This is a genomic window from Terriglobales bacterium, from assembly GCA_035764005.1.
In the GTDB taxonomy this organism is placed as follows: domain Bacteria; phylum Acidobacteriota; class Terriglobia; order Terriglobales; family Acidobacteriaceae; genus Gp1-AA112.
Genome location: DASTZZ010000055.1, coordinates 140,250 through 160,809 on the forward strand (window position 1 = coordinate 140,250; position 20,560 = coordinate 160,809).

The window sequence follows — 20,560 nt, forward strand, 5'->3', positions numbered from 1 at the left end:
CAGAGACCGGAGTCGGAAACATCTTGTGTTTTAGTTTTAGAACACAGCAAACCCTGAAACTGCTCTAGAGCTTCGTAACAGCCTCTCACGCGCGCGGGCTAAGATATTCCGCCCTTCGGGCTAGACTCTAGAAGACAACAACCAGTTAAGATAACGCGATTGTCCGCCCTATGGACGGCAGCGCTTTTACCCCATCGCCTTTTGCAAATCCTTCAGGTTCGCCTTCTCCCAATCTTTCGCGAACTTCTCCAGGCCGACGTCCGTCAGCGGATGGTGGAACATCATTTCCAGCACCTTGAACGGCATGGTCCCCACATGCGCTCCGGCGAGCGCCGCTTCGACCACGTGCATGGGATGACGCAGCGATGCGGCCAGCACCTGCGTTGTATAACCGTAGTTCTTGTAAATCTGCACGATCTCGCGCACCAGCGTCATGCCATTGGTGCTAATGTCGTCGAGTCGACCGACGAACGGACTCACATAGCTAGCTCCGGCTTTTGCGACCAGTAGCGCCTGGGTTGGCGAGAAGCAGAGCGTCATGTTGATCTTTATGCCTTCGCTGCTGAGCGTCTTGCAGCCCTTTACGCCTTCAATCGTTGTGGGCAGCTTCACGATCGCATTGCGATGCCATTTCGCGTAGGCGCGCCCCTGCTCCAGCATGCCTTCGAGATCGGTGGCTGTGACCTCAACGCTCACCGGCCCATTCACGATATTGCAGATTTCGATTACCGTTTCCTTGAACGGCTTGCCTTCTTTCGCCACGAGCGAAGGATTGGTGGTGACTCCGTCGAGCACTCCCATCGCCTGTCCTTCGCGGATTTCTTTCACGTTTGCGGTATCAAGGAAGAATTTCATGGCTCTTTTGTCCTCACCTCTATTGTCCTCTAAATACTTGCGGCTGCGTGACCATCTCTCTTATTTCAGATGATGTCCACTGCCCTTCGGTCACAGTGAAATTGGTGAGTGTCCCCAGGCCGGAGATGCTCACCTCGACGCGATCGTCGGCTTTCAGCGGTCCGACCCCAGCCGGAGTTCCAGTGAGAATGAGATCGCCGGGAAGCAGCGTCATCACGCTGCTGATGTAGCGGATCACTGAGGGCAGAGAGAAGATGAAGTCGCGCGTGTTCCCTTTTTGGCGCACTTCGCCGTTTACACGCGTTTGCAGATCGAGAGCCTCCGGGCGAACCTCATCACTGACAAAGGGACCAACCGGACAGAAGGTATCAAAGCCCTTGCCGCGCGTCCACTGACCATCACTCTTTTGCAGATCGCGCGCGGTAACATCATTGGCGCAGGTGTATCCGCGCACAAACGATAACGCTTCGTTCTCAGTGGCATGGCGGCATTTCTTGCCAATCACGACCGCCAGCTCGCCTTCATAGTCCACGCGCTGCGACATCTTGGGCATCACGATCTTGCCTTCCGGAGCAAGCAGCGACGAAGGCGGCTTGAGGAAGATCAGAATGTCCGCAGGAACTTCGTTGCCAAGTTCCTTGGCGTGCTCGCGATAATTGCGACCCACGCAAACGATCTTCGATGGATTCACCGGCGGCAGCAGATGGGCTTCGCTAAGTGGAGTCGGCTGCATCTCGGCTTCGTGAAACAAGCAGGCGTGCTCTTCTTCCGGCGGAGGAATGCGGCGAGTAATTACATACTCGCCGTTCTGAACCTCAACTTCCCCGTACTGCGGGCCGTCAGAGCTGGGGAATTTGCAGTAGCGCATCCTTACAGCTTAAGGGTTGGGGAGAAAAAACAAAACAGCACAACTTGAGCGAGGGTGCCTCCTGAGGACAGGCATTACGCCTCCATAACCGCCATCATTCGTGCCGCAAAGCGACGAGAGGATCTACTTGCGTTGCACGATGTGCCGGAAGAATGCACGCGCCGATCCCAACTATGATGAGTACCACGAGCACCGCACCAAAGGTCGCCGGATCGCGAGGTGAAACGTACCAGAGTTCACTGCGAACGAATCGGGTCAAAGTCAGGCTGGCAATTTCCCCAATTACGATTCCGATCGCGATCAAAGCCAGACCTTTCTTAACGACCATTCTCAACACCGCGCCCTGTTGTGCGCCGAGCGCCATGCGAATTCCAATTTCGCGGGTTTGCAGGGTTACGGAATAAGCAAGCACGCTGAAGATGCCGATCGCAGCCAATATCAAACCGATGGTCGCAAATAGCCCGAATAAAATGAAGTCAAACCGCGGCCGCGAATAACCCCACTCATTCAGATACCTCTCGACGGTACCTGGCATCACTAGAGCCACCCCGCGATCGACCGACCAGATTTCGCGGCGAACGCTGTCCAGCAACGACATCGGTTCCACCGCAGTGCGAACCAGAATCCCACGCCCAAATGCCCCGGTAATTGTGTAGGGCAGGAACGCCTCAGGCTGGGTACCTTCCAACCCAACATTCTTCAGGTCCGCAACCGTGCCGATGATTTCGAAGTACGTGTCTTTAAGCGACTGGTCGGCAATGTCGAGAAGGCTGAACTTAATTGATTTGCCAACTGGGTCCTGGTCAGCAAAAAAATCCTTTGCCAGAGTTTGATTTACCACGGCCACGTGGCGGCCCGCTTCAATATCGTTCTCCGAAAGTAGACGTCCGCTTCGCAAGCGAATGCCTACTGTCCGAAAATAGCCCTCGGTGCAGAGTTGGAAGTAGCCCCACTGGTTCTGCGGAATAGCCTTGCCCGGTACGGTGAATGCTGTGCGCAGGCCGCCGAATGGCGGAATCGTAGTGGTTTCCGTGGCAGACACCACACCGGGTAGAGCACTAATCCGGGCGAGAATCTGGCGGAAGAAAATTTTTTTCTTTTCGGCGCTATGCTCACTGCCGACCGGCAGCGGAGTGCGCACGCTGAGGATGTGATCGGGAGCAAACCCGAGGTCGATATGATAAACGGCAAACAGACTGCGCATCATCAATCCTGCGCCGACCATCAGGACAATCGTCATCGCAACCTGTGCGACAGCCAGGCTCGAGCGCCATCGGCTGTGACTCGATCCCGCGCCACTTCCCGTTCCGGAACTCTTCAGATGAGTGTGCAATCCGCCGCGCACGGAATGCAGAGCGGGAGCCAATCCGCATAGAATCGTCGTGAGCGCCGTGATGGCGAGAGCAAACAACAGCACGCGAACATTCAGTGTTACAACGGCTTCAGAAGGAAGCAGATACGGCGGCACTGCGGCAATCACGCCCTTGATTCCGCCATAAGCAAACAGCCATCCTGCAGCACATCCGAGTGCGGCGAGGATAAAACTCTCGACCATGAGCTGCGCCACAATCCGGGTGCGGCTCGCGCCCATTGACGCGCGAATTGCAATCTCTCGCTCCCGCGCAGTGGTTCGAGCGAGCAAAAGATTGGCAACGTTGCTGCACGCAATCAGCAGCAGCATGGTTACTGCCCCCAACAGCATGTAGAGCATGCCGCGGTACTGGCCGACGATACGATCGGCCAACGTGGCGGTCGTAATGGTGAAGTGCGCCGGGAAGAGTTGCGGATAGTCTTTCGCCAGCGGCCTCTCAATGGCCTCAAGATCACGCGCGACTGTCTCCCGAGTGACGCCCTGCTTAATACGACCAAGCGTGTAGATTCGACCTTGCGCGTCCTTGTCGAAGCGCGCGAACTTCAGCGGCAGCCAGAAATCCCCGTCGGAAAACAGAAACCGGGGTGGCATGATTCCGATCACTGCGGTCGGTGTTGCATTCAAAGTCAGAACTCTTCCAACGACGCTCGGGTCGCCGCTGAATTCCCGCTGCCATGCGCGGTAGCTCATCAGTGCAACGGAAGGCGCGCCATCGCGGCCATCATCTGCGATCATCGTCCGGCCGAGGATTGGCTTTATGCCGAGGAAGTCGAAAGTGTTGGTGGTCGTAGCGATTCCACGAAATTGTTTGGTGCCTTCCTTATCGGTATAAAGCACGTCCAATCCGGTGCTCGCGATCAGATCCTCGAAGACATGATTCTGCTCTTTGATCGCCGTGTACTCGGGCACTGAGAACTCGGCGCGCCCTGCCTGTTCCGGATGTGCCGGATCGTGGACAAAGAATTTTGTAAGCTGATCCGGAGCCCGGTATGGGAATGGCTCGATCAGGACGTTGTCGATCACGCTGAAAATGACCGTGCTCGCCCCGATACCCAGAGCAAGTGCGAGGACGGCCAGCGCCGCAAAGCTCATCTCTTTGCGCAACCCTCGCAGTCCGTATCGCAGGTCTTGAGTGAACCAGGTGAGAACTCTCATAGGCCTGACATTATGACTCACTCAAGGAACGTTCCTGCCCTCGGACCATGCAGAATAAATAAGAGGACATGCTATCCGTAAACGCCAGGCCTGAAGGGCCGAAAGAAGCGGAGCCCAGCGGCGTGAGCCCTGGGTTAGAAACCATCCGCGGACGAGCCCTGAAAGGGCGGCATCGGTCACAGCTTGCGACTCGGGGCTGTTATTCCCAATAACGGAACTTGCGCAGAGCAACGAATCGCAGTCGTTCCCATTACGGGATTACATGTGCGATTTTTTTCGCTTGACTTTCCCCCGGTTTCGTCATAGCACGGAAGTAGGGGAAGGAGTGCTGCGCGCCGTCGTGTCCAACAAAGTCGTATACCCGAGAGCCGACATCGGCACCCTTGCGTCGCTTGGCCCTTCTTTAACCGAAAGTGCGGTGTTCGCGAATGAGATCTCATCGGACCTCGGTGAGATCCACATGAGATCGGGATGGGATATCTCATCCTCCGTGACGAGATATTTGATGAGATGGGATGAGATTTTATGGGATTGGATGAGACTTTTGCATGGGCGGCACTGCTGCCGGCAGCAGCGTCTGAAACGAACTTCTCTCAACCCATCGCATTCGCATGCTCAACCCTGCGAGAGCAGCGTAACCCTGAGGAAATCTCTGGGTAACCCTGTGGAAAAGTCAGGGTTACGCATCCTCGTGAGCAGGGTTGGAATAGAGTCAAACTTTTCCCGCATGTTGCTGAGTAAGGAAGAGATAGCTGCAGATTTGAACGAGAAGATTTGTTGAGCAAACGCAGGTAAATTGATGCGCAACAGAACCGGCGGCGGTACCGGGGTCCCCACCGGACGCCGACTTTGCGTCTGTTGGGGTGGTGGTAGCCGCTGGGGCGGTGCTGGGCGACCAAGCCCCAGCGCCGACATTTCGAGGAGCTGCATTGCATCATGGTTCGCGCAGACGCACAAACCGCGTCTGCCCCATCGCCTACCGGCGACGGTTCTGTACACCCGCGCGAGGGCGCGCGTCGGTCCTGTAGGGTCGGTCCTGTAACAAGGGCGCGTTCATTCCCTGAAAACCGCCCTGCAGCAACTCAGCCCATGCGTTACCATTTCGGGTTGCTTCTGGAACACTCACGAAGGAGATAACGAGGATGAGTGATCAGGAAGATGTCAAAGGTCCAGGAATTTCTCGACGCAGTTTCCTGAAGATCTCCGCTCTAACCACCTCTGCTCCGCTGGTCCTTGGTCCTACCGTCCTGGAAGTTGAAGGTCAGGAAGTTCACGTCTATGGCCCCGGCAAAACTCCAGTCACGCTGAACGTCAACGGCAGGCGCCTCAGTGCCAATTTGGAACCGCGTGTTACCTTGCTCGACGCTCTGCGCGAGAAGTTCGAGGTCACCGGACCGAAGCGGGTCTGCGATCGCGGCCTCTGCGGCGCCTGTACGGTGATGATGGACAACAAGGCCGTCTACGCCTGTTCGGTGCTGGCCATTGATGCGCAAGGCAAGCAGATCGTCACTACCGACGGACTCGCGCCTGAAGGCAAGCTGCATCCAGTGTCGGCCGCGTTCGTCGATAACGACGCGCAACAATGCGGCTTCTGCACTCCGGGATTTGTGATGGCGACCAAAGCCTTCCTTGATAAGCATCCGAACGCCACGAAAGAAGATCTCCATCGCGGGCTCGGCGGCAACTTCTGTCGGTGCGGAACTTACGCGGGGATCAAAGGCGCTGTTGCACAACTCTCGGGCGGCGGTCAGCAGAAAGGAGGCGCATAGCCATGGCAACCGACTACAAATGGCCTGCAGCAGATCAACGCACAGTAATCGGCAAACGCATGAACCGTGTCGATGGCCCGGTGAAATCCTCCGGACGCGCGAAGTACACCTATGACCTTGTGCGTCCCAACATGCTCTATGCGCACGGTGTGAAGTGCCCATACGCTCATGCCAAGGTCACTAAGATTGATACCAGCGCCGCCGAGAAGATGCCCGGCGTAGTTGCAGTACTGCCGATCAACGATGTCGGCAAAGAGATCTTCTGGGCTGGAACCGACGTGGTCGCCGTCGCTGCAGTCGATGAGCCCACCGCTCGCGACGCAGTGCGCGCTATCAAAGTTGAGTACGAGCAGCTTCCCCACTTGGTACTCGACGAAAAGGAACCCGATCTCAGCGAAGCCGAGAAGAGCGAGTGGTACAAAGTCGCGCTGAAAGAAACCAGCGGCGATCCGACCAGCGCGTTCCAGCAATCGGAAGTAGTTCACGAGGGCTACTACGGAACTCCTGTAATCACGCACTGCTGCCTGGAGACACACGGCAGCATCTCCGAGTGGCCTGACTCAGACCACCTCTTCGTGCACATCTCCACCCAGAATGTGCCCGGCATCGCCGAACAGCTTGGCAAGGCCATCGACTTCCCTGCTTCGAACATTCATGTTCATCAGGATCACGTCGGCGGCGGCTTTGGCAGCAAGCTCGGCCTTGATCCCTGGGGAGTGGCGTCCGCGCAGCTTTCGAAGAAAGCCGGCGGCAAGCCGGTAAAAATGATGCTCGACCGTAAGCCAGAACTTGAGACGGCCGGCTGTCGTCCGTCGGCTCGGGCGCGAGTGAAAGTCGGCGCCAAGAAAGACGGCACGCTGCTCGCGTGGGAATCCTATTCCTGGGGTACGGGCGGCGTCGGTGGTGGCGGTTCTCCGCCGATTCCGTACGTGTGGAAGGTTCCGAATCAGCAGAAGCAGCACGTAAATGTCGTCAACAACATCGGCCCATCGCGCGCTTGGCGCGCGCCGAACCATCCGCAGGCGTGCGTCCTCACTATGTGCCCGCTGGATGATCTTGCTGCGAAGTTAAATATGGACACCTTCGACTTCGTGAAGAAGAACATCGACTTGCTCGATCCGCGTTCGAAGATTTATTCGGAAGAGCTCGATGTCGCGGACAAGTTGATGGGCTGGAAGGCGCGCTGGCATCCTCGCGGAGACAAGACCGCCGGACCGGTGAAGCAGGGACTCGGTCTCGCGCTGCACACATGGGGTGGACGCGGACATAACAGCAACACCGATCTAACCATCCATCCGGATGGATCGGTCGAAGTCAAAATGGGAACGCAGGACATCGGCACCGGCACGCGCACGTCGATTCTGCAGGTCGTCTCCGACACGCTCGGCATTCCCATGGACCAGATCAATCTGCTGATCGGCGACAACCAGTATCCGCGCGACAGCGCCTCTGGCGGCAGTAGCACGATTGGCGGCGTAAGTTCTGCCAATTTCCGCGCCGCAACCGACGCAAAGAACCAACTTTTCGCCAAAGTCGCTCCCGCCCTGAATGCTCAACCTGGCGATCTCGAAGCCGCCGATGGACGTGTTCGAGTAGCCAGCGATCACAACCGCAGCCTGAGCTGGAAAGAAGCCTGTGCCAAATTGGGAGCGACTTCGATCACCGCTCACGGCACCAATCCCGGCGAGGGCGATCTGACCAACAGCGGCGTGGGAGGCGTGCAGATGGCCGACGTCTCCGTCGATACCGAAACGGGAATCGTCAAAATCAACAAGATGGTCGGCGTGCAGGACTGCGGCCTGGTGATCAGCCCGAAGCAGGCGGAAAGCCAGGTGCTCGGCGCCATGATCATGGGCATCAGCTACTCGCTTTACGAAGAGAAGGTCATGGACCAGACCACGGGCACGATGCTGAACTCAAACATGGATATGTACCGCCTGGCCGGCCTGGGTGATGTCGGTGAGTTGGTCGTCCACTTAATGAGCGGCCCCGGCTACGACGAGCGTGGCGTGATCGGCATCGGCGAGCCTCCGACGGTATCGCCGGGCGCTGCCATCTCGAATGCAGTGGCCAACGCCATCGGAGTCCGTGTGCCATTTCTGCCGCTCACTCCGGAGCGCGTGCTGGAGGCACTGGAGAAAGCCGAGTCCGAAGGAGCTAAAGCATGAGAGCCTTCGAATACACCGTCCCAAAAGAGAAAAAGCAGGCAGTCGCGCTGCTGGGCAAACAGTGGAACGACGCCGAGGTGCTCGCCGGCGGCAGCGATCTGCTGGGCTTGATGAAAGACGACATTGTTCATCCCAAGCGCCTGGTGAATGTAAAGAGCATCAGTGACCTGCACGGCATCACCTATGGCACGCAGGGATTGCGCATCGGAGCACTGGCGACGCTGCTCGAAATTTCCGAGCATGCCCAGGTAAAGCAGCACTATCCCATCCTGGCGCAAGCCGCCGGAGATGCTGCCAGTCCGCAGATTCGCAATGTCGCGACCATCGGCGGCAACATGTGCCAGAGGCCGCGATGCTGGTGGTTCCGAAATGGATTTGGACTGCTGGCCATTGGACCAGACGGCAAGTCGCTGGTGCTCGAAGGTGACAATCGCCATCATGCCATTTTGGGAAACGATGGTCCGGCCTACTTCGTGAGCCCGTCGACCGTTGCTCCCGTATTAATCGCCTACAACGCCAGAATCCGACTGCTGGGTCCGGGCGGACCGCGCGAGGTTCCACTGGAGAAATTCTTCGTAATTCCCAAATCGGAAAACGAACGCGAGCATGACGTGCGTCCAAACGAGATCGTCACCGACATCGTGGTTCCGGCTCCGCCTGCCGGAGCCAAGGTTTCCCATTATGAGATCCGGCAGAAAGAGGCCTTCGACTGGCCGTATGCAACCGCTTCCGTGATTCTTGACATGAACGGTGACAGCGTTCGCGCGGCGCGGGTCGTGATGAGCCACGTCGCGCCAATCCCCTGGGTCTCAAACGAAGCGGCTCAGGCCCTGAATGGGAAATCTATTTCGGAAGAAACGGCCGACGCTGCTGGAGCTGCGGCTGTAGCGAACGCCAAAAGCCTCGGCCGCAACAAGCACAAGATCAAGTTGGCTCGGGTTGCGGTCAAACGCGCCATCCTGCAGGCGGCGAAAGGAGAACGGGCATGATTGTCGACGAACGGGAACGTTTCAACACGAACCATCCGGACCTGTGTCCCTCGCTACGCTGGAAACGGATCTACCTAAACGTCGAGCCAGATCCCACTGTCCCACCCTGCAACGACGGCAACTTCTGGTGCGTGCACACGCAGACCTGCATTGGACCTGACGGCAAACTCGCCGAGCCGGGCAATTGCCGGTCGCATCGAGAGTGTCACACCGGCAAATGCGGCTGATTTATGCGCCCGCCAGCGATAAAATGTAGAAGAGAATTTTGCTGCTCAGGCATCGAAATCCTCAGGGAGTTCCTTATGCGCAGTTTATTTACTTCTCTCTTCTCCGCTCTGATTCTGACTTCCCTCTCGTTTGCCAGCCAGCCGTCGCAGAAGATCAGCGGTGACTATCTGGAAAGCCGCAGCGCTGACGTGTACGTGGCCCAGTGCTTTGCGAACAGCGAGGTCAACCTTACAGGCGATCAGGCGCTACTTGCCTGGCATGTGAACCATGGGATTTGGAACGGGCAGAACCTCGATGGACTCACCGTGATTGCCGCTGTAAAGGCCAGCGCGACCATTGGAGATCCTTACGCCAGCCCTTATCCGGCAAAGTCGGTGATGCTGGTCGATGAGCAGGCTACACCGGCCCAGCGTGAGGCGCTGGTTTCTTTCGCCGAGCACATGGGTGGGAAGCTGGTTTCCGACGTGGTGAAAGTGATCCCCACTACGATCGAGATGAGTGTCTTTCACGACGCCGCTCATCACGGCCAGGGAATCCTCCGCGCCGGGCAGTTGGCGGAGATCCGCACACGGGCTCTCACCGAGAACGATCATTCCTGTGGCGCCGAGGTCACCTATTATCCTCCGCTGGCCAAGCTGAATCACTCGATGGCGGCTGTCGCCATGACCGATGAGTATCAAGGTCCCGGATTAGGTGTTGACTGGGATCGTCACGGCAAACGCAGCGCCTTCGTCGGCAGCTTCGCCGAGTAAGACCCAAATCGGGAACGACTCCCTATCGGGCTGATCGCGCTTGCAGTGGCCGACTTGCTGTAAGCGCGAATCCTTGATCGGATCGCCGGTGTCGAACACCAGATACAGAATCACCCATTCGCTACCGCGAACGGTACTGACGCTGAGCCCCGGTCGCTCACTTAACTCGTGTCATTTAACCCTTAACTTTGCCTTGGGTATCCTTTCGGGCTAAGAGTAAGACCCTTACCTGATCCATCCAGAGTAGATGCTTCCGTAGCCTCCACGAAGTCCCCGTGGAGGTTGAATGCGATCTACTCGCAAAAACATTCTTAGTACTGCACTCATAATCGGCTGCTCTGCTGGAGCTGCCTTCATCTCAGGCTGTGGAACCAGCAGCACGGTAACTGCATCGAATGCGAGCTCACTTACAACTCCGACTCCTGTCGGCAATCCAACACCGACTCCGATTCCCACACCAAGCCCCACGCCAACTCCGACGCCCACTCCTACGCCCACGCCCAGTGCTGTTCCTCATTCATCGCACGTGGTGCTGGTAATCGAGGAGAACCACATGTTCAGCGAGGTGTACCCGAACGGAATGCCGTGGCTGGTCTCACAGGGAAATCAATACGGCTACACCTTGAATTACCACGCAGACACGCCCGGGTCGCTGATGGACTATCTGTGGCTCTCGTCTGGCAGTTGTCACAACGCGCAGAATTGCACACTTCCAGCAGGCACGAACGACTTTGGCTGCCAGGGCGATGCGTGTTCATCGCCAATTACCGATGACAACATTTTCCTTGAGCTGGATCGAGCTGGCCTGACCTGGAAGCTCTACGCTCAATCGCTCCCCAGTGTCGGATACATGGGCGGAGACTCGGGCGCGTACGTTGACCGGCACAATCCCGCGAAGTGGTACGACTACGTGATCAAGACGCCGTCGGCACAGCAGAAAATCGTGCCGTTCACGCAATTCGCGACTGATCTTGCGTCCAACCAGCTCCCCAACTACTCGCTGATCATTCCCGACGTGAACAACGATGCCCATGACGGCAGCGTTGGGCAGGCCGACACTTTCCTGGCCAACAACGTCTCTCCGCTGCTGAACTCGCCGGCATTCCAGCCGGGCGAAGACGGACTGTTGTTTGTCACGTTCGACGAGTGTGATGGAGCCGTGGGGGCTTGCCCAGAACAGGTGTACACGGCTGTGATCGGTCCCAAAGTAAAACCGCAGACCGTCTCATCGACGCTGTACAAGCACGAGAACATGTTGCGTACCATGCTCGATGCGCTTGGGATTACGACCTACCCCGGCGCGTCGGCGACTGCGGCGGATATGACTGACTTCTTCTAGGCAGCGAGAGCGGGAAGGCACGGCTTAATCGTTGGGTGCCGCGCCTTCGCGAAACTCCGTCCGGAAGCAGGAAGTTTTGCGGTCGACCGTCTTTTCTTCGACGGCCTCGAACGCGCGCCTTAGTGAACGGCAACTGTCGCGCGCTCTGTTTGCAGTGCTTCTCGCAGCTTTGAAAGAAGCTCCAGTTCGGTCATTCCATGTTCAACGAGAATACTGGGATAGCGTTCCAACAGGTCGGCAGCCTCGTCGTCCGGAGCGCATTCTCGATCGAGCAGTACCAGATCGAAGCTGCAGAGATGACACATCTGCTCCGCCGCAAACAGCGTGCTGGCGGAAGCAACCACATACCCTGCAGCGTGAAGGGTGTATTCCCGGTTCTGCATCCGCTCGATGTCCGGACAGACGGAAAGCAGCACCGGCCAGTGTGAGCTTTCGTAATTGTCGGCGATGTTGGGGCCGAGCCATTGCATAGGGGTACTCCTGAGGCTCAGAGCTGATCGTTTATCAGTTTGGTTCGGGGGGACGGGGAGGCATTCTCATCATTGTCACGGAAACTGTCAAGAACTTTTTTCAATTTGGGTTCGGGCTGCTTCTGCCCGTTTGGCCAATTCGGGAACGCCTAATCGTTCACAGACGACCCCAAAGTCGGCGCGAGGGCTCGTCCAGCGCAGTTCGTCCAAGTCACTGAAAACAGGCACGTCTAGCCGCAAAGTCGCCAACTTGCGGAAAAGCAGCGCATCTTCCCAATCCGAGAACAACGACTCGGCGAGAGCGCGGGCACGACGGATGCTGGGATGCCATTTCTGCCAATCCTTTGGGATTGCTTCCAGATTCTCGTATTGGGAAAGAGCCAGCGCTGCCGCCTTCATTCCCCAACCGGGAAGTCCAGGATAGCCGTCGGCAGTGTCGCCAACCACGGCGAGAAAGTCAGGGATGGATTTCGGCTTGACCCCGAACTTCTCGACTATGCCGTTTTCATCGCGCAGGATTTCGCGGCGGCGGTCGAGTTGGACGATTCGACTACCAACAACGCACTGCCCGAGGTCCTTATCCGGGGTGCAGATGATCACTTGCTCGACGCGCTCATCCAGCGAAGCTTTTGCGGCAGCTGAGGCGAGGGCATCGTCCGCTTCAAACTCGACCATCGGCCAAACCACTACTCCGAGAGCGCGGAGCGCATCTTCCAGAATTGGAAATTGCGAGAGCAGTTCCGGAGGCACGCCTTCGCTGGTTTTGTATCCGGCGTACAAGTCGTTGCGAAAGGACTCGACTACATGATCGGTAGCAACGCCGATATGCGTCGCGCCGGCTTCGATCATCGACAGGACTGAAGCCGTGACGCCACGCACTGCGGCGATCTCCTGCCCGGTGGCATCGACCGAGCTCGGCAGCGCGAAGAAGTACCGGAACAGTTCGTAAGTGCCGTCGATGAGATGGACTTTCATCAGAACTGCCGCCGTAACCCGTCAAGGCAACCGGGTTTCTTGCGGCTGCGAACGCCGCGCTGAACCGAACTCAAAATACCCCGGACCTCGATGATCTTGTCGTGGAACCTGGGAACTCAGGCATGATGTCCGTGATTCCGTTAGCGCGAGACCGTCGCTAAGTTCGAATACAGCGAATCGATCTGCTCCTTGTATTTCTCTTCGATCGCCTTGCGACGCAGCTTCAACGTTGGCGTTACCTCGCCGGCGGAGACGGTGAAGTCGTCAGGAACGAGCACGATCTTCTTTATGGTTTCGAAGTGCGCGAGGTCCTGGTTCACATCAGCTAGAATGCGATCGAACTCTTCGATCACCCTGGCATCGCTTACCAACTCTTCCCGCGAGTGGAACGCTATGTCTCGCTCCCGCGCCCATTGTTCCAAAGCGGGAAAGTTGGGTGAAATAATCACGCTGGCAAACTTCCGTCCGTTACCGATGACGATCGGATGCGCGACAAGAGGCGACAGCTTCAGCTTGGCCTCAATCGGCTGCGGAGCGATGAACTTTCCGCCGCTGGTCTTGATGAGGTCCTTTTTGCGATCGGTGATGCTGAGGAAGCCCAACGCATCGATTGTGCCGATGTCGCCTGTTTTGAACCAATCGCCCTCGAAGGCTCTGGCGGTTTCCGCAGGATTATGCCAGTAGCTTTTGAATATCGAAGGACCGCGCACGAGCAGTTCGCCATCAGGCGCGATACGGCATTCGACATTCGCCAGCGGCTTGCCTACCGTGCCCAGCTTGTTTGCCTCGGGAGTATTTACGGCGATCACTGGCGATGTTTCGGTGAGGCCATAGCCTTCGAGGATGCGAATGCCCACATCGGCATACCAGCGCGCGAGATCGATTCCCAGTGGCGCGCCGCCGGAGACAAACATCTGCGTGCGTCCTCCGAACCATGCATAAACCTTCGAGTAGATCAGCTTATTGGCGGCCTTCCAGCGCCAATCTGAAGGCTTTTCGCCGCGCACGATCTCGGCCCGATGCTGCTGCCCAATCCGCAGCGCCCAGGCGTAGATCTTGTGTTTCAGTCCGGAACTCGCCCGACGATCCACCTCCTGGCGGACTTTCTCGTAAACGCGCGGAACGCCGACGAACAGGTGCGGGCGCGTCTGCTGCAACTTCGCCGCCAGTTCATCGAAGCTGGGGCAGTATGCAAGCGTGACACCGCGCAACAAGCACAGATAATCAACGTGTCGCGCAGTCACATGCGATAACGGCAGAAACGACAAGGAAACCTGGCCGGGCTGCCAGCCGAGGCTCTGCCCTGTTTGTTCCAAATTGGAAGCGATGTTGCCGTGCGTGAGCATCACGCCTTTGGAGACACCGGTCGTTCCCGAGGTGTAGATGATGGTGGCGAGATCGTCGGGAGCAACGGCCTTCGCGGCCGTGTCGAACTGCGCATCGCGATCGACTGGCGCCTCGGCTTGCATGATGGTGCTCATGCGCATCGCTTCAGCGGTGTTGATTTCGTCCATCACCACGACGTGCTCGAGCCTGGTCCGCGCTCGGATGCTGAGGATCTTTTCGAGCTGCTTCTGAGTGGAAACGAAGATTGCTTGAGCGCCGGAGTTCTCCAGCATGAACTCGGTCTGCTCAGCAGTGAGCGTCGGGTAAATGGGTACGTCTACGACGCCGAGTAACAGACAAGCCCAGTCAGTGATTGCCCACTCAAAACGATTCTCGGCGATCAGCGCGACACGATCACCTTTCGCGATCCCCCACTGCTGCAACTGGCGCGCCGTGTGGTACACGCGCGCGTATAGTTCCCGCGAGCTGATGTCGCACCAGGTATCTGAGCGTTCGTAGCTCATGACGCGCGGCAGGTCGCGGTCAACCGCAACGAAGAAGATGTCGTTGAGAGTGCGAAGGCTCAGGAGCGAACCTCCATGCCGGCGAAGAGAAGGTTCATTACCGGATCAGCGGCTGCGGCGAGATCGTGCTCGCGTGTACCTAAGACCCAAGCGGTGGCTAATTCATCGAGAGCACCAAATAGGCAAGCGGCGGCAAGCTTATCGGAGACATCGCGCCGAATCTCGCCGGCAGCTTGCCCTTCGCGAATGATCTCGCGAATCAGGTCGAAGTATCCTTTCAGCTCGCGTTGGGAAAACTCAGCAAGAAACTTGGCGCTCTGGCGGAGTTCGGTCTGCAGCACGACTGCCAGGCTGCGGTTGCGGCCAAGCTCCCGCAGATGCAAGCGGGCGAGAACGCGCAATTTCATTCTGGGACTCGACGCCTGCTTCAGTTCCTGCTGCGCCAGACGATAGAAAGCTTGGAAAGCCCCATCGAGCGCGGCCATGAGGATCTGCTCTTTGGACTTGAAATACAGATATACGGTGCCGTCAGCAACGTCTGCCCGCTCGGCAATATCGGAGACCCGGCTGCTGTGGAATCCTTTTTCGGCGATCACGTCGATGGCCGCCGAGAGAATCCGCTGATATTTATCGCCTCCGCGTGCTCCATTAGGCGAAATACGCGGGGAAACTCGTCCCTGCTCTTGCGACCCAGCCTGTATTTTCGCCTTGCCCGCGTGCCTGGTTTGCGCCATGGTGGTACTGAAACTGCACTCTACTGGGTTTTTGCCGCGTGACGCAAGACACCAAGGGTTGACGCTCTAGCTCACCGGCGAGTAATCTGACTTGCTTTTATTGGGAGCAACTCATATGCGAACCAGGGCCATAGGCTCATTACTGACGGCAGCGCTGTTGCTCGGCACGATCTCGGCGATGGCGGCGGACCAGGCGTCAACGCCCGATCCGAAGGTCAAAGTCGGCGACACCGCGCCCGACTTCACGCTGCGCGATCAGAATGGGAAAGAAGTAAAACTCTCCGACTTCCACGGCAAAAAGAATGTCGTGCTCGCCTTCTACGTCTTCGCCTTTACCGGCGGTTGAGAGAAGGAAATGAAAGCCTACCAGGATCAGCTGAAGACCCTGGAAGGCACAGACACCCAGGTTCTGGGTGTAAGCATGGACAGTCCATTCGCCAACAAAGCGTGGGCGCAGCAGATCGGCGTCACCTTCCCGCTGCTCAGTGATATGGGCGGCGATATCAGCAAGGAATACGGCGTCTACAACCCAAGCTACAAAGCCGCGCGACGCGTGACTTACCTGATCGACAAAGATGGAAAGGTGGTCGAGATGCAGAAAGACCGCGACGCCATCGACCCGACCGAGGTCGTCACCAGTTGCCAGCGTCGGCGAATGAAGGGCTGATCCTCACTAGTTCTTGACACATCAACGGCGGCAGTCCAGCATAGTGCCCAAATTCGGGAGATCACTGTGCTGGGTCGTCGCCGTTTTCTTCTTTGTTCTGCGACTATCGCTGTTCTGCGACTATCACTGCGACTTCTCGACTTTCCTCCAGCTTTGCGGAAGCGCGCGCAGTCACTGAATGCAATGACGACCTGCCGCTGTCTACGAAGTGTCCGGCCAGCTTTGACGAACTAAAGGCGCCTACTCGTAAAAAGGAGGTTCTATGTCTGTCGCTGCAGGCAAAGAGGGCAATGGTGTTGTAAGTGTTCGAAGCCAGCATCCCTTCGCCGAGACCATGCAGAAGCTGGAGCGCACACTGACCAGCAAGGGAATGAAGATCTTCGCAACCATCGATCTCAGCGGCGAAGCCGTAGCCGCCGGCTTCCGTATGCCGCCGACGAAGCTCGTAATCTTCGGCAATCCCAAATTGGGAACTCCGGTGATGCTCGGTGCTCCTTCCACCGCGCTCGATCTTCCACAAAAGATCCTCGTGGGCGAGGATCCCGGGCGGCAAACCTGGCTTTCCTACAATTCGCCTGCCTATCTTGCCAAGCGCCATTCCATTCCGGATGACCTGCTGCAAAACATCAGCGGAATCGAAGCTCTAGTGCAGGCAGTCGCGAATTGAGGCTCGGATTTTGAAGGTCGAGTTGCTGTCCGGAATCGAACGATCCCCTGTTGATTCCGGTCAGGGCCATTCTCTGCACCCTCACTGAATCAATAACTTAGAAATGACGTCTCATGGACGAGGGCGTGCATTCAGTAGCTCGAATATTTGTCTTTAATCCTCCAAGGAGTCTCATGGACAGCTTTCTCCAGGACATTCGTTTCGCGCTGCGCCAACTGACCAAGTCGCCAGCCTTCACGCTTACGGCGGTGGCAACGCTGGCGCTGGGCATCGGCGCGAACACGGCGATCTATAGCCTGCTCGATCAAGTCATGCTGCGCAGCTTGCCGGTGCAACATCCGGAACAGTTGGTGAGGCTGAACGCCACGGGCAGCGATCGCGGACGCACGAGCGCCTACGGAGGAAGCGACAAAGACTATTTCTCCTACCCGATGTACCGAGACATTCGCGACAAGAACACGGTGTTTAACGGCGTGCTCGCGACCGACCAGGTTCAAGTCGGCATACAGTGGCGCAACCAACCCGAACTCGTGAACGGCGAACTGGTTTCGGGAAACTACTTCGATGTTCTGGGCATAAAACCTGCGATCGGCCGGCTATTCGTGCAGTCCGATGATGAGGTGCAGGAGCGCAATCCCGTCGTCGTACTCAGCTTCGGATATTGGGAGCGACGCTTCGGTTCCGACCCGCGCGTCGTGAACGACAGCATCCTCATCAATGGCCATCCGTTCACCGTAGTCGGCGTGGCTCCGCCGAACTTCAGGAGCATCGTCGTTGGCCAGGCGCCGGATGTCTTTACGCCAATGATGATGAAGCCGCAGATCACGCCGGGATGGAACGATCTCGACAATCGCCGCTCGCGCTGGCTCAACATCTTCGGTCGTCTCAAACCGGGAATCACAGCAGAACAGGCGCAGGTTGGGCTCGCGCCGCTCTGGCACTCAATCCGCGAAGACGAACTCAAGGCGATGCCGAACGCCACTCCGAAGTTCCGTCAGGGATTCCTCGATAAATCGCATCTCGACCTGATTCCTTCCGCCACCGGCTTTTCGCCGGTTCGCGACCAAATTGGAACGCCGCTCCTCATTGTCATGGCCATGGTTGGCCTGGTGGTACTGATCGCATGCGCCAATATCGCTGGACTGCTGCTGGTGCGCGCTGTCGGACGTATTCGCGAGATGTCGGTTCGCTACGCTCTCGGAGCCTCGCGTATGCGCGTAGTGCAGCAACTGCTGATCGAGGGCGTTGTGCTGGGGCTTTCAGGCGGAATTCTCGGTATCGTACTCGCGCCGGTGATCGCTCAATTGTTGTTAAACAAGCTGTTCACCGATTCGGTCGGCCAGATTCCCTTCTCGTCGGGGCTCGATTCCCGGATTCTGCTGTTCAACTTCGGAGTGTCGATTGCAGTCGGACTGCTCTTCAGCCTGGCTCCGGCGCTGCAGTTCTGGCGTCCCAATTTGGTCCAGACACTGAAAGAGCAGCTTACGACTTCGAGCGGCGGCCAGCTTCGTTTGCGCCGTGGCTTTGTTGCGGTGCAAATGGGACTCAGCCTCTTGCTGCTCTTCGGAGCGGGGCTGTTCGTACGCACGTTGCACAACCTGAAGAACGTGGACGTGGGCTTCGCTACCGATCATCTGGTCACGTTTGGAGTTGCGCCGGGCATGGCCGGATACCGGCCAGAGTTGAATCCTCAGCTCTACAAAACCATCGACGACAGGCTTTCAGCTCTTCCCGGCGTGCGCTCGGCTGCGGCAACCAGCGATCCCGAATTGGCCGGCAATGATGAGCGCAGCAGCATCGGCATTCCGGGCTACACTCCGGGCGAGAACGAGCGAATGAATGTTGAGTGGGAGCAAATCAGCACAAAATATTTCGAGACGCTGAAGATCCCACTGGTCGCAGGCCGAGACATTACCGAACAGGACGGCACGGGCGCAAAGGTTGCGCTGGTGAATGAAAGCTTTGCCAAACGCTATTTCGGCGACGCACAGCGCGCGATCGGCCGCAATTTCGCTCGCGGGGGTGCTCCGGAGGACAAACCCGAATATCAGATTATCGGGGTCGTCAAAGACTCCAAGCATGGAACCCTGCGCTCGGAAATTCAGCCGACCGTCTTCGCTCCGTATTGGCAGCCGGACGTGAGGCGCGAGCTTGGCTTCATGCAGTTCTATATCCGCACATGGCAACCTCCGGATCAGGCGATGAACACTGTGCGCAGCGCGATGCAGAACCTGGACTCCAAGCTTGTGCTGATATCCCTGCAGACCATGGATACGCAAATCGAGAGCGATGTCACCAACGAGAGCATCATCGCCTTTCTCGCCATCAGCTTTGGCATCCTCGCCAGCTTCCTCTCGGCGGTGGGACTCTACGGAGTGCTGTCGTTCTCCATTACGCAACGCACGCGCGAGATTGGAATCCGCATGGCGCTTGGCGCTAGCCGCCGTTCCGTTGTGGGCATGATCATGCGCGAGGTGCTCTGGCTCGCGGGAATCAGCATCGTAGTTGCCGTTCCTGCAGCGATCCTGCTCGGCCGTTATCTCGGCAGCCAGCTCTACGGCGTGTCACACACAGATCCCTTCACGCTGGCTTGCGTTGTGGTGCTGGTAAGCCTCGTCGCGCTCATTGCGGCGACGATTCCCGCACGGCGCGCCGCAGGTGTGAATCCGACCAAGGCGCTGCGTTACGAATAGCAGCTTTTTTCTGTCATTCCGAACGGATGCTCACGCGCGCTGTTCGCGGGGGCAGGAGTGAGGAATCCCTACGAACTTCTAGGTTGCGTGATTGGCAACTGCAGGGATTCCTCACGCCAACGTCAGGCGTTCGGAATGACGATCGCTGAGCTTCAACATTCTTCACAGAGAACGCTCAAGTTTCTGCGCCTCACCCACTACAATGCTGAGCCATGCGACCCTCACGCTTTCCTGCATTTCTGCTCGGATTGATTATTGGCCTGATCATCATCCCAATCACCGTGTACTGTTATTTCCGTTTTGGTTACGCGCCAGTCGCGACCGGTGCTCCAGCAATGCCGTTCGAAAAGAAGTTCGCAAAGATGGGCCTGCACGGCAGGATGGATAAGGAATATCCGCGGACGGTTGCGATTCAACCCACTGCCGAGAACTACATGGCGGGCGCGCACATTTATCGCGAGCACTGCGCCGTGTGCCACGGCATCGGCGGAGGAAACCCAAGCTCAGTGGCAAAGGGCATGTATCCACGTCCGCCACAGTTGATCGATCCAAAGCACGGTGTAACCGACGATCCACCCGGCGAGACCTATTGGAAAGTTGAAAATGGAATTCGCATGACCGGCATGCCGTCGTTCCAACAGTCACTCAGTCAAACGCAGATGTGGCAGGTGAGCCTCATGCTCGCGAATCTCGATAAAGTCCCGCCCGACGTCACGCTGTTACTCAATCAGCCTTTGCCGACAGATCAACCTGCAGCAGCGCCGGCAAGCTCAACCGCCGCGAAGCGTTAACGGAACCGGCGCCGGTAGGCGGTGGGTCGGAGATGGCCGGATGGCCAGCTCCGAGTTTGTCGAGGGCGAAAGGTCTCCGCATCCGGAGCCCACGAAATCGCTGCCCCGCACGCGCAGCTCGCAAATGCTTTACATTAGTCGTTTGCCATTTTCACAACGGAGAGAAACTGCATGGCTCGTCAGCCCGGGACTTACGCCACCTTCGACACCAGCATGGG

16 protein-coding genes and 1 pseudogene are annotated in these 20,560 nt (G+C 57.6%); 10 read left to right on the top strand and 7 right to left on the bottom strand.

The genetic code is table 11. The annotated features are described in order from the left end of the window. Positions 1 to 186: 186 nt before the first annotated feature. From fsa to VFU50_08685, 3 genes are all read right to left on the bottom strand, one after another. Positions 187 to 855 carry a fructose-6-phosphate aldolase gene (gene fsa, locus VFU50_08675; GenBank protein HEU5232920.1) on the bottom strand — a complete coding sequence of 223 codons (669 nt, stop codon included), beginning with the start codon at positions 853 to 855 and terminating at the stop codon, positions 187 to 189. A gap of 19 nt (positions 856 to 874) precedes the next feature. Next, positions 875 to 1,723, bottom strand: coding sequence for a fumarylacetoacetate hydrolase family protein (locus VFU50_08680; protein ID HEU5232921.1), 849 nt, complete (start codon positions 1,721 to 1,723; stop codon positions 875 to 877). Between the two features lie 94 nt (positions 1,724 to 1,817). Further along, positions 1,818 to 4,250 carry an ABC transporter permease gene (locus VFU50_08685; protein ID HEU5232922.1) on the bottom strand — a complete coding sequence of 811 codons (2,433 nt, stop codon included), beginning with the start codon at positions 4,248 to 4,250 and terminating at the stop codon, positions 1,818 to 1,820. A 1,142-nt stretch (positions 4,251 to 5,392) separates the two neighbouring features. Between VFU50_08685 and VFU50_08690 the strand changes: the two genes are divergently transcribed. From VFU50_08690 to VFU50_08715, 6 genes are all read left to right on the top strand, one after another. Beyond that, positions 5,393 to 6,019, top strand: a complete 627-nt coding sequence (locus VFU50_08690) for a (2Fe-2S)-binding protein (protein ID HEU5232923.1) — start codon at positions 5,393 to 5,395, stop codon at positions 6,017 to 6,019. Between the two features lie 2 nt (positions 6,020 to 6,021). Then, entirely contained in the window at positions 6,022 to 8,187 is a 2,166-nt protein-coding gene (locus tag VFU50_08695; GenBank protein ID HEU5232924.1) for a xanthine dehydrogenase family protein molybdopterin-binding subunit, read from the top strand. After that, positions 8,184 to 9,176, top strand: a complete 993-nt coding sequence (locus tag VFU50_08700) for an FAD binding domain-containing protein (protein HEU5232925.1) — start codon at positions 8,184 to 8,186, stop codon at positions 9,174 to 9,176. The genes VFU50_08695 and VFU50_08700 overlap by 4 nt, the downstream gene beginning before the upstream one ends. After that, the gene (locus tag VFU50_08705; GenBank protein ID HEU5232926.1) at positions 9,173 to 9,403 is read left to right on the top strand and encodes a hypothetical protein; all 231 of its coding nucleotides are present in this window, start codon (positions 9,173 to 9,175) and stop codon (positions 9,401 to 9,403) included. The genes VFU50_08700 and VFU50_08705 overlap by 4 nt, the downstream gene beginning before the upstream one ends. A 75-nt stretch (positions 9,404 to 9,478) precedes the next feature. Next, the gene (locus VFU50_08710; GenBank protein ID HEU5232927.1) at positions 9,479 to 10,156 is read left to right on the top strand and encodes a DUF1326 domain-containing protein; all 678 of its coding nucleotides are present in this window, start codon (positions 9,479 to 9,481) and stop codon (positions 10,154 to 10,156) included. Positions 10,157 to 10,442: 286 nt separating this feature from the next. After that, positions 10,443 to 11,495, top strand: a complete 1,053-nt coding sequence (locus tag VFU50_08715; GenBank protein HEU5232928.1) for an alkaline phosphatase family protein — start codon at positions 10,443 to 10,445, stop codon at positions 11,493 to 11,495. Between the two features lie 119 nt (positions 11,496 to 11,614). On the opposite strand, the gene VFU50_08720 is transcribed toward VFU50_08715, so the two are convergent. From VFU50_08720 to VFU50_08735, 4 genes are all read right to left on the bottom strand, one after another. Further along, positions 11,615 to 11,965 carry a hypothetical protein gene (locus VFU50_08720; GenBank protein ID HEU5232929.1) on the bottom strand — a complete coding sequence of 117 codons (351 nt, stop codon included), beginning with the start codon at positions 11,963 to 11,965 and terminating at the stop codon, positions 11,615 to 11,617. Positions 11,966 to 12,052: 87 nt separating this feature from the next. Next, positions 12,053 to 12,940, bottom strand: a complete 888-nt coding sequence (locus tag VFU50_08725; GenBank protein HEU5232930.1) for a 5'-3' exonuclease H3TH domain-containing protein — start codon at positions 12,938 to 12,940, stop codon at positions 12,053 to 12,055. A 140-nt stretch (positions 12,941 to 13,080) separates the two neighbouring features. Beyond that, positions 13,081 to 14,790: a long-chain fatty acid--CoA ligase gene (locus VFU50_08730; protein ID HEU5232931.1), complete on the bottom strand. Its 1,710-nt coding sequence runs from the start codon at positions 14,788 to 14,790 to the stop codon at positions 13,081 to 13,083. Positions 14,791 to 14,849: 59 nt separating this feature from the next. Then, a complete protein-coding gene (locus tag VFU50_08735; protein ID HEU5232932.1) occupies positions 14,850 to 15,524 on the bottom strand; it encodes a TetR/AcrR family transcriptional regulator in 675 nt (224 codons plus the stop codon). Positions 15,525 to 15,741: 217 nt separating this feature from the next. Between VFU50_08735 and VFU50_08740 the strand changes: the two are divergent. The 4 genes and pseudogenes from VFU50_08740 to VFU50_08755 all read left to right on the top strand — a co-directional run bounded on the left by VFU50_08740 (position 15,742) and on the right by VFU50_08755 (position 20,342). Beyond that, a pseudogene (locus VFU50_08740) lies at positions 15,742 to 16,191 on the top strand (redoxin domain-containing protein). Positions 16,192 to 16,453: 262 nt separating this feature from the next. Then, the gene (locus VFU50_08745; protein HEU5232933.1) at positions 16,454 to 16,858 is read left to right on the top strand and encodes a DUF302 domain-containing protein; all 405 of its coding nucleotides are present in this window, start codon (positions 16,454 to 16,456) and stop codon (positions 16,856 to 16,858) included. Positions 16,859 to 17,031: 173 nt separating this feature from the next. Continuing rightward, positions 17,032 to 19,551 (top strand): ABC transporter permease, encoded by a 2,520-nt coding sequence (locus tag VFU50_08750; GenBank protein ID HEU5232934.1) that lies wholly within the window; start codon positions 17,032 to 17,034, stop codon positions 19,549 to 19,551. Positions 19,552 to 19,763: 212 nt separating this feature from the next. Next, positions 19,764 to 20,342: a cytochrome c gene (locus VFU50_08755; protein ID HEU5232935.1), complete on the top strand. Its 579-nt coding sequence runs from the start codon at positions 19,764 to 19,766 to the stop codon at positions 20,340 to 20,342. Positions 20,343 to 20,560 lie beyond the last annotated feature (218 nt).

What these genes read in the sequence shown, in the direction of transcription:
- fsa (HEU5232920.1), bottom strand. Translation starts at nt 855, where the DNA reads ATGAAATTCTTCCTTGATACCGCAAACGTGAAAGAAATCCGCGAAGGA.
- VFU50_08680 (HEU5232921.1), bottom strand. Translation starts at nt 1,723, where the DNA reads ATGCGCTACTGCAAATTCCCCAGCTCTGACGGCCCGCAGTACGGGGAA.
- VFU50_08685 (HEU5232922.1), bottom strand. Translation starts at nt 4,250, where the DNA reads ATGAGAGTTCTCACCTGGTTCACTCAAGACCTGCGATACGGACTGCGA.
- VFU50_08690 (HEU5232923.1), top strand. Translation starts at nt 5,393, where the DNA reads ATGAGTGATCAGGAAGATGTCAAAGGTCCAGGAATTTCTCGACGCAGT.
- VFU50_08695 (HEU5232924.1), top strand. Translation starts at nt 6,022, where the DNA reads ATGGCAACCGACTACAAATGGCCTGCAGCAGATCAACGCACAGTAATC.
- VFU50_08700 (HEU5232925.1), top strand. Translation starts at nt 8,184, where the DNA reads ATGAGAGCCTTCGAATACACCGTCCCAAAAGAGAAAAAGCAGGCAGTC.
- VFU50_08705 (HEU5232926.1), top strand. Translation starts at nt 9,173, where the DNA reads ATGATTGTCGACGAACGGGAACGTTTCAACACGAACCATCCGGACCTG.
- VFU50_08710 (HEU5232927.1), top strand. Translation starts at nt 9,479, where the DNA reads ATGCGCAGTTTATTTACTTCTCTCTTCTCCGCTCTGATTCTGACTTCC.
- VFU50_08715 (HEU5232928.1), top strand. Translation starts at nt 10,443, where the DNA reads ATGCGATCTACTCGCAAAAACATTCTTAGTACTGCACTCATAATCGGC.
- VFU50_08720 (HEU5232929.1), bottom strand. Translation starts at nt 11,965, where the DNA reads ATGCAATGGCTCGGCCCCAACATCGCCGACAATTACGAAAGCTCACAC.
- VFU50_08725 (HEU5232930.1), bottom strand. Translation starts at nt 12,940, where the DNA reads ATGAAAGTCCATCTCATCGACGGCACTTACGAACTGTTCCGGTACTTC.
- VFU50_08730 (HEU5232931.1), bottom strand. Translation starts at nt 14,790, where the DNA reads ATGAGCTACGAACGCTCAGATACCTGGTGCGACATCAGCTCGCGGGAA.
- VFU50_08735 (HEU5232932.1), bottom strand. Translation starts at nt 15,524, where the DNA reads ATGGCGCAAACCAGGCACGCGGGCAAGGCGAAAATACAGGCTGGGTCG.
- VFU50_08745 (HEU5232933.1), top strand. Translation starts at nt 16,454, where the DNA reads ATGTCTGTCGCTGCAGGCAAAGAGGGCAATGGTGTTGTAAGTGTTCGA.
- VFU50_08750 (HEU5232934.1), top strand. Translation starts at nt 17,032, where the DNA reads ATGGACAGCTTTCTCCAGGACATTCGTTTCGCGCTGCGCCAACTGACC.
- VFU50_08755 (HEU5232935.1), top strand. Translation starts at nt 19,764, where the DNA reads ATGCGACCCTCACGCTTTCCTGCATTTCTGCTCGGATTGATTATTGGC.